12 protein-coding genes and 1 tRNA gene are annotated in these 11,654 nt (G+C 59.6%); 11 read left to right on the forward strand and 2 right to left on the reverse strand.

Annotated elements, in window-relative coordinates:
* The first annotated feature begins 116 nt into the window (after window positions 1-116).
* The 5 genes from AC07N4_RS20695 (at window position 117) to AC07N4_RS20715 (ending at window position 4,308) form a co-directional block, all read left to right on the forward strand.
* The gene (locus AC07N4_RS20695; RefSeq protein ID WP_493065870.1) at window positions 117-2,348 is read left to right on the forward strand and encodes an AsmA family protein; all 2,232 of its coding nucleotides are present in this window, start codon (window positions 117-119) and stop codon (window positions 2,346-2,348) included.
* Window positions 2,345-3,412 (forward strand): A/G-specific adenine glycosylase, encoded by a 1,068-nt coding sequence (mutY, locus tag AC07N4_RS20700; RefSeq protein WP_102620624.1) that lies wholly within the window; start codon window positions 2,345-2,347, stop codon window positions 3,410-3,412. Before AC07N4_RS20695 ends, mutY begins: the two co-directional genes overlap by 4 nt.
* Window positions 3,409-3,681, forward strand: coding sequence for an oxidative damage protection protein (locus AC07N4_RS20705; RefSeq protein WP_007952551.1), 273 nt, complete (start codon window positions 3,409-3,411; stop codon window positions 3,679-3,681). The genes mutY and AC07N4_RS20705 overlap by 4 nt, the downstream gene beginning before the upstream one ends.
* Before the next feature lie 103 nt (window positions 3,682-3,784).
* Window positions 3,785-3,860 (forward strand) — tRNA-Phe (locus AC07N4_RS20710).
* 136 nt (window positions 3,861-3,996) lie between these two features.
* The gene (locus AC07N4_RS20715) at window positions 3,997-4,308 is read left to right on the forward strand and encodes a hypothetical protein (protein WP_493065871.1); all 312 of its coding nucleotides are present in this window, start codon (window positions 3,997-3,999) and stop codon (window positions 4,306-4,308) included.
* 43 nt (window positions 4,309-4,351) lie between these two features.
* Here the strand turns inward: AC07N4_RS20715 and AC07N4_RS20720 are convergent, their stop codons facing one another.
* A complete protein-coding gene (locus AC07N4_RS20720) occupies window positions 4,352-4,801 on the reverse strand; it encodes a carboxypeptidase regulatory-like domain-containing protein (protein WP_493065872.1) in 450 nt (149 codons plus the stop codon).
* Window positions 4,802-5,062: 261 nt separating this feature from the next.
* Between AC07N4_RS20720 and AC07N4_RS20725 the strand changes: the two genes are divergently transcribed.
* The 4 genes from AC07N4_RS20725 (at window position 5,063) to AC07N4_RS20740 (ending at window position 8,067) form a co-directional block, all read left to right on the forward strand.
* The gene (locus AC07N4_RS20725) at window positions 5,063-6,121 is read left to right on the forward strand and encodes a PDDEXK nuclease domain-containing protein (RefSeq protein ID WP_102620622.1); all 1,059 of its coding nucleotides are present in this window, start codon (window positions 5,063-5,065) and stop codon (window positions 6,119-6,121) included.
* Between the two features lie 69 nt (window positions 6,122-6,190).
* Window positions 6,191-7,174: an alpha/beta hydrolase family protein gene (locus AC07N4_RS20730; protein WP_493065873.1), complete on the forward strand. Its 984-nt coding sequence runs from the start codon at window positions 6,191-6,193 to the stop codon at window positions 7,172-7,174.
* A 20-nt stretch (window positions 7,175-7,194) separates the two neighbouring features.
* Window positions 7,195-7,608 (forward strand): hypothetical protein, encoded by a 414-nt coding sequence (locus AC07N4_RS20735; RefSeq protein WP_096821942.1) that lies wholly within the window; start codon window positions 7,195-7,197, stop codon window positions 7,606-7,608.
* A gap of 6 nt (window positions 7,609-7,614) precedes the next feature.
* Window positions 7,615-8,067, forward strand: a complete 453-nt coding sequence (locus tag AC07N4_RS20740; protein WP_096821941.1) for a hypothetical protein — start codon at window positions 7,615-7,617, stop codon at window positions 8,065-8,067.
* A gap of 70 nt (window positions 8,068-8,137) precedes the next feature.
* On the opposite strand, the gene gabP is transcribed toward AC07N4_RS20740, so the two are convergent.
* Window positions 8,138-9,529 carry a GABA permease gene (gene gabP, locus AC07N4_RS20745; protein ID WP_493065874.1) on the reverse strand — a complete coding sequence of 464 codons (1,392 nt, stop codon included), beginning with the start codon at window positions 9,527-9,529 and terminating at the stop codon, window positions 8,138-8,140.
* Between the two features lie 552 nt (window positions 9,530-10,081).
* Between gabP and AC07N4_RS20750 the strand changes: the two genes are divergently transcribed.
* Window positions 10,082-10,855: an ABC transporter ATP-binding protein gene (locus tag AC07N4_RS20750; RefSeq protein ID WP_007897462.1), complete on the forward strand. Its 774-nt coding sequence runs from the start codon at window positions 10,082-10,084 to the stop codon at window positions 10,853-10,855.
* Window positions 10,856-10,868: 13 nt separating this feature from the next.
* Window positions 10,869-11,618: an ABC transporter substrate-binding protein gene (locus tag AC07N4_RS20755; protein WP_096821939.1), complete on the forward strand. Its 750-nt coding sequence runs from the start codon at window positions 10,869-10,871 to the stop codon at window positions 11,616-11,618.
* Window positions 11,619-11,654: the final 36 nt, after the last annotated feature.

Below are 11,654 nucleotides of genomic sequence, written 5' to 3' on the forward strand. Positions count from 1 at the left end.
GAAGCGCTGCACGTCGCGGATCAACAGGTTCCTCAGGACGCCGCACCAGCGCGGGGTTATGCAGCGCTATACTCCCCGGCTAAATTACGAATTCGACTAACTACAAGGACTCGCCCATGAAAGCGTTCGGCAAAATCCTGGGTCTGGTACTTCTCGGGCTGTTGCTGATCATTGTGGCGGCGGGCTTCGCCCTGACCCACCTCTTCGATCCCAACGACTACAAAGACGAGATCCGCCAGATAGCCCGCGACAAGGCCCACATCGAGCTGACGCTCAATGGCGATATCGGCTGGAGCCTGTTCCCGTGGCTCGGCCTGGAATTGCACGAGGCCAGCGTCGCCACCCTGATCAAGCCCGCCGAACCGTTTGCCGATCTGCAGATGCTCGGCCTGTCCGTGCGCGTGCTGCCACTGTTGCGCCGCGAAGTGCAGATGAGCGATGTGCGTGTCGAAGGCCTGAACCTGCGCCTGAACCGTGACAAGAACGGTCACGGCAACTGGGAAGACATCGGCAAGCTGCCTGCCGCAGCGCCTGCGCCGGGAAGCACTCCGCCGGTTGCCGCTGGCGAGCCGGTTGCCGAAACGCCTGCCCAGCCGGAGAAACCGCCGCAGCCGATCCGCCTCGACATCGACAGCCTGACCGTCAACAACGCCCGCGTTGAATACAACGACGAGCAGACCGGCAAGCAGTTCAGTGCCGAAAGCATCCAGCTGAGCACCGGCGCGGTACACGATTCAACCAACATTCCGCTGAAAGCCACGGCGTTCCTCAGCACCAATCAGCCCGTGTTGCGAGTACGCACCGAGCTCAATGGCGAGTTGCGCATCGAGCGCGCCCTGCAACGCTACAAGTTCGAAGACTTGAAGCTGTCCGGCGAACTGACCGGCGATCCACTGCAAGGCAAGGCCATGACGTTCTCCGCCCAGGGGCAGATGCTGCTGGACAAGGCTGCGAACGTCGCCGAATGGACCGGGATCAAGATCTCCGCCAACCAGTTGCGTGCCTTGGGTGAGCTGAAGGCCAACGATCTCGACAAGACCCCGCAGATCACCGGCGGGATTTCCATCGCCCAGTTCGATCTGGCGAAATTCGTCGACAGCATCGGCCAGACCCTGCCGGCGATGGCCGAAGGCAGCCTGAGCAAGGTCGAGCTGGTCAGCCGCGTGTCTGCCACCCCGACCAGCGTGGCGCTGGACAACATCAATCTGAAACTCGATGACAGCAGCTTCAGCGGTCGCATCGCCGTCGAAGACTTCGCCAAACAATCGCTGCGGGCGATCCTCAAGGCCGACACTTTCAACGTCGACCGCTACCTGCCGCCAAAATCGGAAAAAGCCACCAGCGCCACCCAGGCACGTCAGACCGAAGTCGCCAGCACCGAAGCCGATGCCATGGCCGGCGCCGGCAGCACCCCGCTGCCGGACAAACCGAGCAAAAGTGCCTGGAGCACCGAGCGACTGTTTCCGGTGGAGCGCCTGAGCAAACTGGACGTGAACGCCGACCTGACCTTCGGCCAGTTGACCCTCGACAAGTTGCCGATCCAGAACGCCGCACTGAAAGCCACCGGCCAGGGCGGCCTGCTGAACCTGGAGAACCTGCGCGGCGAGCTGTACAACGGCGACTTCGAAGCCAAGGGCACGCTGGATGTACGCCAGACCGCGCCAGTGCTGAATCTGCAAACCCGGATCAACCGGGTGCCGGTAGAGAAGATCCTCGAAAGCCAGGGCAAGAATCCACCGGTCAAAGGCCTGGTGAACCTCACCAGCACTGTCACCGGTAGCGGCAACAGCCAACAGGCGCTGATCGACACCCTCAACGGCAACGCCAGTTTCGTGATCAACAACGGCGTGCTGCTCAATGCCAACCTTGAACAGCAACTGTGCAAAGGCATCGCCACGCTCAACCGCAAATCCCTGAGCGGCGAGCCACGCAGCAAGGACACGCCGTTTCAGGAGCTCAAGGGCAACCTGACCTTCCGCAACGGCGTCGCCAGCAACCCGGACCTGAAAGTGCGGATCCCGGGCATGACCGTCAACGGTGACGGCGACATCGACCTGAAAGTGCTGGGCATGGACTATCGCGTCGGCATCATCGTCGAAGGCGACACCAGCGCCATGCCGGACCCGGCCTGTCAGGTCGGCGACAAATTCGTCGGCATCGAGTGGCCGCTGCGCTGCCGTGGCCCGCTGGAGCTCGGTGCCAAGGCTTGCCGTGTGGATAACGAGCGGCTCGGCCAGGTCGCGACCAAAATGGCCGGCGACAAACTCAGCGAAAAAATCGAAGAGAAACTGGGCGACAAAGTCAGCCCTGAACTGAAAAACGCATTGAAGGGGCTGTTCAAGCGATGAGAGCGGAGCAGTTTTCCACGGCGGTGCTGGAATGGTTCGACCGCCACGGCCGCCATGATTTGCCTTGGCAACAGAACATCAACCCATACAGGGTGTGGGTGTCCGAGATCATGTTGCAGCAAACCCAGGTCAGCACCGTACTCAACTACTTCGACCGGTTCATGGCTGCATTGCCGACGGTCGAAGCCCTGGCCGAAGCGCCGGAGGACGAAGTGCTGCACCTGTGGACGGGCCTGGGTTACTACACCCGCGCGCGCAATTTGCAGAAGACCGCGAAGATCGTCGTCAGCCAGTACGGCGGCGAGTTTCCCCGTGATGTCGAGAAGCTCACGGATTTGCCGGGCATCGGCCTGTCCACCGCTGGCGCGATTGCCAGTATCAGCATGGGCCTGCGCGCACCGATCCTCGACGGCAACGTCAAACGGGTGCTGGCGCGCTTTACTGCGCAGGAGGGCTACCCCGGCGAGCCAAAGGTCGCCAAACAGCTGTGGGCCAACGCAGAACGCTTCACGCCGCAGGATCGGGTCAACGCCTACACCCAGGCGATGATGGATCTGGGCGCCACGCTGTGCACCCGCAGCAAACCGAGCTGCCTGCTGTGTCCACTGGAGAAGGGCTGCGAAGCGCATATGCTCGGCCTGGAGACGCGCTACCCGATTCCCAAGCCACGTAAAGCCATCCCGCAGAAACGCACGCTGATGCCGCTGCTGGCCAACGAGGAGGGCGCGATTCTGCTTTATCGCCGCCCCTCCAGCGGATTGTGGGGCGGTTTGTGGAGCCTGCCGGAACTCGACGACCTCGACGACCTGCAACACCTCGCCGCGCAGCACTCGCTGGAACTCGGCGAGCAGCAGGCGCTGCCGAGCCTTGTCCACACCTTCAGCCATTTCCAGCTGTCCATCGAACCCTGGCTGGTTCAGGTGCAGGAAGCCGGCGGTCACGTGGCCGAGGCCGACTGGCTCTGGTATAACCTCGCCACCCCGCCGCGCCTGGGCCTCGCAGCCCCGGTCAAAACCTTGCTCGAACGCGCGGCCGCCGTCTTGAATGCAGGAGAGTCGACATGACCCGCACCGTAATGTGCCGCAAGTACAAAGAACAACTCGAAGGTCTGGAGCGCCCACCGTACCCGGGCGCCAAGGGCCAGGACATCTTCGAACACGTCTCGGCCAAGGCCTGGGCCGACTGGCAGAAACACCAGACCCTGCTGATCAACGAAAAACGCCTGAACATGATGAACGCCGAAGATCGCAAATTTCTGCAGGGCGAAATGGACAAGTACTTCTCCGGCGAGGAATACGCCCAGGCGGAAGGCTACGTGCCGCCAGCGGAATAACCCCCGAAAATCGGGGGTCGGATCGTAAGCGACGGAATTAATTTAAGAAATTTTAAAAAAGTGTTTGACGTAAATCCGAAAAACCCTTTTAATGCGCCCCGTTGCCCAGATAGCTCAGTCGGTAGAGCAGGGGATTGAAAATCCCCGTGTCGGCGGTTCGATTCCGTCTCTGGGCACCAAATACCGAAAACCCTGAATCGCAAGATTCAGGGTTTTTTTATGCCTGCGATTTGATGGAGACTGGATCCCGCGCTTCTTGCAGGCCGGAATTCGCGATATTTTTCCCAGCCCTTACGGAAGAGGGTCATCCAGTCGATGAACCAGAAAAGAACCCGCGTCCCCCTGCCCCATCCACCACCCTATCGCCAGAGCCGGGCTTCGTTCTGGCTGACGCTTCTTGTCGGGCTGTTGATAACGTTCGCCATTGGCGCGTCGATTTACATGATCATCGACAGCCTGATCAGTGGCTCGATCACCACAACCAATCGCGGCCCGCGCACAACCTACCTCCGGAATCTGCAACCGCGCAGGTACTGGTTCGAAGTCGTGTGGCAAAGCCTCGTCCCCCTGTTGCTGGTGAGCGTTGCGCTGTTCGGGTTACGGATCCACCTGAAGGTACGCAAGTGATCGTAACGGACGGGATTCAGCCCGAACCCCGTCCTGGTCAACGCTATTGATGCCAATCCCAATGGAACACCAGGTTACTTGCCCCGCCGCTGCCAACATTGGCAACGTCCCGCCGCACCTCACCATTGCGCGTGGCAACCACGGTGTATTTGCCTGGCGGCAGTTGCGCATAGACCAGCGGCCCGATCTGACTCAGGTTCAGCACCGGTTGTCCTGTCGCTTTCTGGACAACCAGGTCGACGTCCGAGGTGTACAGATTTTGTGCGCCGACGGAGAAGATCATGTGCAGGTTGTAGCCGGCGGCTTGCTGAATGGCTCGCGACTCGTCCAGGCCAATCCCTCCGGACAGGTAATTGATACCGTTTTGCTGTTGTTGTTGGACTTGCACACCGGCACTGTCGATCGGCTCGGCGCTGCTCGCCTGCGCCATGAGCGGGAACATCAGAACAGCCACTGCAGCGACCGGCAGCATGAATGAAATGACGCGTTTCATGATGAGTACTCCCGGGTTCTCGCAGAACCCAATCGTTACTCCTGTTTAGATTTTGCTGAGCGGGACGGGTTTTAGATTGATTGGAACTTGGAGCGGGTACGAAAAGGACTACGCGTTGTATTCCTCAATCGCTATCTTCGTCGGTCGTATCTTGCAAACCCCGTCCCCCCTTCCTTCGTTTGAGCCAGACACGGCCGGCATCGCCAGTCCGTGAGTTATTGGCATGCTCTTGCTTCTGTTTCTCCTGAGCCGGAAGACCTGATGAGCCAACTTGAACCTGCTGATACGCAAGATCCAAAATTCGATTCGCTGTTGGGCGATCTGGGTGACCTGATACGCCAGGCGCGGCAGAAAGTGCTGCGAACGGTCGACACGATTCAGGTCCAGACCTGCTGGCAGATCGGGCGACATATTGTCGAGTTCGAACAACAGGGAGCCCGACGGGCGGGGTATGGAAAACAACTTCTGGCTACGTTGGCAAAAGAACTGACTGCGGACTTTGGGAAAGGCTTCGATTCTTCAAACCTTCGCTACATGCGTTTGTTTTATCAGGCATTTCCAATTCGTGACGCACTGCGTCACGAATTGAGCTGGACCCACTATCGCAAGCTATTGGGGATAGAAAGCGAATCAGCCCGCCAGTGGTACATGAACGAAGCCGCCACGCAAAACTGGTCAAGCCGCGCCCTGGATCGCCAGATCAACACGCTCTACTACGAACGTCTGTTGATGAGCCGAGACAGAACCGACGTCTATGCAGAGGCAGCGACCAACATTGCCGCGATGAAAAGCAATCCCCGGGAATTCATCCGCGACCCCGTCCTTCTGGAGTTTCTCGGCCTGCCATCACCGGGCAAGCTTCAGGAGTCAGAACTGGAACAGGCCTTGATCGATCAGCTCCAGGGTTTTCTCCTCGAACTGGGCAAGGGCTTCGCTTTTGTCGGCCGTCAGCAACGCATCAGCGCTGGAGACGATGATTTTTACATCGACCTGGTGTTCTACAACTATCTGCTCAAATGCTTCGTCATCCTGGATCTGAAGCGCGGCAAACTCAGCGCTCGGGACGTGGGACAGATGGACATGTACATACGCATGTACGACGACCTGAAACGCAGTGAGGGCGACGGGCCTACGGTGGGGATCATTCTCTGTGCACAACAAAATGAATCGGTTGCGCGCTACACAATCCTCAAGGGCAATGAACAACTGTTCGCCAGCAGCTACAAACTGGTGCTGCCGAGCGAAGAGGAATTACGAGCGGAGCTAAACCGGGAACACACGCTGCTGGAAGAACGCTTGATTGATCAGCCGGATGATTAACCGACGACGGATTGTTCACCGAGCCGCCTGAGACTATCGTTGGCAGCTACTCCGCGAAGGTCGAGAGCCATGGGTTTTCAAGAGACGCACGCACTGGAAGATGCCCGGAACAGAACCGCGCTCGCAAGCGATGTTCAGGACGCACCCTTTCAGGAGCCCGCCGCCGACGGCTATCGTCTTGGCGGCTTCACTTGGCGCCACGCTTCGCCCGACCCACAGCGCCCGGTGGTGATCATCAACGCCGCCACTTCCGTGCGCTGCCGTCACTATTCGCGCTTCGCGGCATACCTGTTTGCCAACGGTTTCGACGTGATCATTTATGACTACCGGGGCATTGGTGAATCGCGCCCGAAGTCGATGAGGCATTTGCAGGCTTCGTGGACGGATTGGGGCGTGCTGGATTTCGAGACGATGCTCAAACGCGCTCAGAGGGAGTTTCCCGGTCAGCCGATCGATGTGGTCGGGCACAGCTTCGGTGGTTGTGCGGCGGGGCTGGGGGCCTCCGGGCAGGTAATCCGACGATTGGTTACGGTCGGCGCGCAATTCGCTTACTGGCGCGATTACGCACCCGAGCATCGCTGGCGGATGTTCGGCAAATGGCATCTGCTGATGCCACTGGTCACGCTGCTCTGTGGCTACTTTCCGGGCAAACGCCTCGGCTGGCTGGAAGACACGCCCGCGGGCGTAGTGCGCGACTGGAGCACGCCTGGCGCACGTTATGAGCAGCGTCCGAGCGGTCGGGCGATGCTGGCGAAAAACGGCCGCCTGCCCTTCTCCAATGTCCACGCAAACACCCTGGCAATCAGTATCGGCGACGATCCTTACGGGACCATTCCGGCAACCGAACGCCTGCTCAATTACTTCCACAACGCCCAAAAAACCCACCTGCGAATCGAACCCCAGGACATCGGCGAACAAGAAGTCGGACATTTCGCCTTTTTTCGCAGCGCATACCAAGCCACACTATGGCCCATCGCTCTGACCTGGCTGCAAACCGGCGCACTGGCCCCCGACACACCGGGGCGGCAAGTACCGAGCAGCCAAGCCCCTTAACGCACCACGGAACACACACCATGGCTTCTGCCAACAAGCAGCAAAAACGTGCCGCCCGGGCCAAGACCAAGGCCAAGCAGAACCGCACCAAACGTGCGGAAGCGCCGGTCGAGCTGGACCCGAACGACGACCGCATCGATTTCGAATCGGTGGACCTGACCGAGCTGTTCAAGAAAATGATCGACGCCGAGAAGATCAGCCAGCAGGCCATGTGCGCTGCGTTCCTCGAAGACCCGTTGCTGGAACTGGTGTACGAACAGGAAGGCGAAGAAGGCGCGATGGACTTCATCCTCGCCGCACTGATCGAGTACCGCCAGTGGTCCACCGAGACCGACGAGGCCGGTGCCCTGGCGTGGATCGAATCGCCTGCCTTCCAGAAAGACTATGTGGCCGCGTCCGACGCAATCGCCGCACAAACCCAACAGAAAAACTGAGTTCCCATGGCATCCCTGAACAAGCAGCAGAAACGCGCCAAACGCGCCAAGGCCAAAGCCAAGCAGATCCGCATGGTCGGCCGCAAACCTCTGGCCCAAGACGATGACCTCGGTCACCTGGCCGAGCCGATCCCGGAATACACCCTGGCGATGTTCAGCAAGATGCGCGACGCCGAAGCCGTCAGCCGCAACGACATGCTGCTGACGCTGCTGCGGGAGCTGGCGTTCATCATCGTTGATCATCCTGAACTGCTGGACATGGAAAACGCCGACAACGAAGGCATGGCCGCCACCCACCTGGCCGCCGACATGCTGATCGACTACCGCATGTGGGCCGACGGCATGGACCGCGAGACCGCCCAGGCCTGGCTGAGCGAACCGCAGTTCATCACCGACTTCGGGATTGCGCTGGATAGCTACGGTCAGTCGGTTGATGCACCGGAAGAGAAGAGCGAATAAACCCCGCTCAGTAACAAAAACGGCCGCTTGTCATCACTGACAGCGGCCGTTTTGCATTACGCGATACGGATCAGTTCAGAACCGGCGCACCACGCTTTTCCGTCTTGCGACGGCGAGCCACCAACAGACCGGTGGCGACAACCACCAGACTCAGCAGACCAGTCGCGAGGATCTCCACACGATGGGCGTCCTGGAACAGCATGATGGTCAGGGCTGCCACGATGAAGGCGATCACTGCGTAGGTCAGGCCCGGGAACAGCCACATGCTGAAGACGATTTTTTCGCCGCGAGCCATGCGTTGTTTACGCATGCGCAGTTGCGAAATCGCGATCACCAGGTACACCAGCAGCGCAATGGCGCCGGAGCTGGCCAGCAGGAACTCGAACACCGCAGCCGGGGCCACGTAGTTGGCGAAGGTGCACAGGAACGCCGCGCCAGTGGACAACATCACTGCCCAGTAAGGGGTGCCGCTTTTGTTGGTGCGGGTTGCCATGGCAGGAGCATCGCCACGCTTGCCGAGGGAGAACAGCATGCGCGAAGAGGTGTACAGCGCCGAGTTCAGGCAGCTGGTCACCGCGACCAGTACCACGATGTCGACGATCATCTTGGCGTTCGGGATGCCCATGCGCTCAAGCACAGTCTGGTAGGAGCCGAGGCTCGCCAGAACCGGGTCGTTCCATGGCACCAGGGCCACAACGATGAAGATCGATACGAGGTAGAACAGGCCGATCCGCCAGATCACCGAGTTGGTGGCCTTGGAGATCTGCTTGCCAGGGTTCTTCGATTCCGCGGCCGCGATGGTCACGATCTCTGTACCCATGAAGGAGAACATGGTGGTCAGGATCGCGCCCAATACTGCGCCCATGCCGTTTGGCAGGAAGCCCTGGGTGTCGAAGATGTGCGAAACGCCGCTGACCTGGCTATTCGGCAGGAAGCCGAAAATGGCCGCGATGCCGAGAATGATGAAACCGATGATCGCCACGACTTTGAGCAGGGCGAACCAGAATTCGAACTCACCGTAGTTTTTCACGCTGAACAGGTTGGTCACCGTCAGCAGCATGGTGATGATCAGCGCGAAGGCCCAGATTTCCACGCTCGGGAACCAGGCGTGCAGGATGGTCGCGGCGGCGTTGGCCTCCAGCGGGATCACCAGTACCCAGAACCACCAGTACAGCCAGCCGATGGTGAAACCGGCCCAATGGCCGATGGCGCGGTCGGCGTAAGTCGAGAACGAGCCGGTGTCAGGCGAAGCAACAGCCATTTCGCCGAGCATGCGCATCACCAGCACAACCAGCGCGCCAGCAGCGGCGTACGCCAGCAGAACAGCGGGACCAGCGGCGGCGATGGCGTGGCCGGAGCCTACGAACAGACCTGCACCGATCACCCCGGCGATCGACAGCATGGTCACATGACGCGGTTTGAGCCCCTGTTCGAGGCCATTGGAGCTTTGGGTACTGCTCATTGAAACTACCTTTGCGAGGAAAGCGATTCAGTCCGTCCCGTCTGGCGTTCCTTCTCGTAAAAAGAATCCAACGGGGCGTTCCGGATTCTGCACGCAATAATTGCGCCAAAATGTTTCAAACTCTTCTGCCTCGCGGTTTTCAGCGCGACCGGACAGTCATCGCAAGTCCTTGAGAATGCTGGCCTTTCGCCAAAGCGTTACCCTGCGACTCACTTTTTAAACGATCGAGCGCACCAGAAACACACTGAAAAAGTGTGGGATGCACAATAAAAGGGCGAATGAGGAACGTTCGGCCGGTTAGCGCTTCCAACACCCCGCCAAAGGTGGCAACATCGCGCCTTTTTTTACGCGGCACCCACGGGAATCAACGTTCAAACACCCGTTCGGTTGTTGATGGGGCGACAGTCTGCTGCGCCGATGCGACAACCTGCCACACGCCATCCGTTTACCGCCCGTAGCGCTGTTGGCTGCCATTGAAACGCTATGCTAGCTTGGCCGCCTCGCCAGGAAGGCCAACCAACAGCAGGAGCGCAACATATATGAGGAACGCACATGGCTGAGGCCACGCCCGCGCTTGAAATCCGCAACTTGCACAAACGCTACGGACAGCTTGAGGTGCTCAAAGGCATCTCGCTGACCGCCCGCGACGGCGATGTGATCTCGATCCTGGGTTCCTCCGGTTCCGGCAAGTCCACGTTCCTGCGTTGCATCAACCTGTTGGAAAACCCGCATCAGGGCCAGATCCTGGTGGCCGGGGAAGAACTCAAGCTCAAGGCCGCCAAGAATGGCGAGCTGGTTGCCGCCGACGGCAAGCAGATCAATCGCCTGCGCTCCGAGATTGGTTTTGTGTTTCAAAACTTTAATCTGTGGCCGCACATGAGCGTGCTCGACAACATCATCGAAGCCCCGCGCCGCGTGCTCGGCCAGAGCAAGGCCGAAGCCATCGAAGTCGCCGAAGCCCTGCTGGCCAAGGTCGGCATCGCCGACAAGCGCCACGCCTACCCGGCGCAACTGTCCGGCGGCCAGCAACAACGCGCGGCAATTGCCCGCACGCTGGCGATGCAGCCCAAGGTGATCCTGTTCGACGAGCCCACCTCCGCCCTTGACCCGGAAATGGTCCAGGAAGTACTTAATGTCATCCGCGCATTGGCCGAAGAAGGTCGCACCATGCTGCTCGTGACCCACGAAATGGGGTTCGCCCGTCAGGTTTCCAGTGAAGTGGTGTTCCTCCACCAGGGCCTGGTCGAAGAGCAAGGATCGCCACAGCAGGTGTTTGAAAACCCGCTTTCGGCGCGCTGCAAACAATTCATGTCCAGCAACCGCTAACGGAGCTACCCGCATGCAGAACTACAAAAAGGTCTTCCTGGCCGCCGCCGTCTCCCTGGCGTTCAGCGCCGGCGCCATGGCCGAGACCCTGAAGATGGGCATCGAAGCGGCTTACCCGCCGTTCAACAACAAAGATGCCAGCGGCAACGTCGTCGGCTTCGACAAAGACATCGGCGATGCCCTGTGCGCCAAGATGAAAGTCGAGTGCTCCGTGGTCACTTCCGACTGGGACGGCATCATCCCGGCCCTGAATGCCAAGAAGTTCGACTTCCTCATCTCTTCGATGTCGATCACCGACGAGCGCAAGCAAGCGGTGGACTTCACCGACCCGTACTACTCCAACAAGCTGCAATTCATCGCGCCGAAAAACGTCGACTTCAAAACCGACAAGGCTGCGCTGAAGGGCAAAGTGATCGGGGCCCAGCGCGCGACCCTGGCCGGCACCTTCCTGGAAGATCACTTCGGTGACGACATCACCGTCAAGCTCTACGACACCCAGGAAAACGCCTACCTCGACCTGACTTCCGGTCGCCTGGACGGCATCCTCGCCGACAAATACGTCAACTACGAGTGGCTGAAAAGCGACGCCGGCAAAGCCTACGAATTCAAGGGCGACCCGGTGGAAGAAAGCGACAAGATCGGTATCGCTGTACGTAAAGGCGACGCCATCCGCGAGAAGCTGAACGTCGCGCTGAAGGAAATCGTTGCCGACGGCACCTACAAGAAGATCAACGACAAGTACTTCCCGTTCAGCATCTACTGATCCTGACCTGCCGGATCGACGCCGCTACAGAGTGGC

It is taken from the genome of Pseudomonas sp. GW821-FHT09E04 (assembly GCF_059416185.1).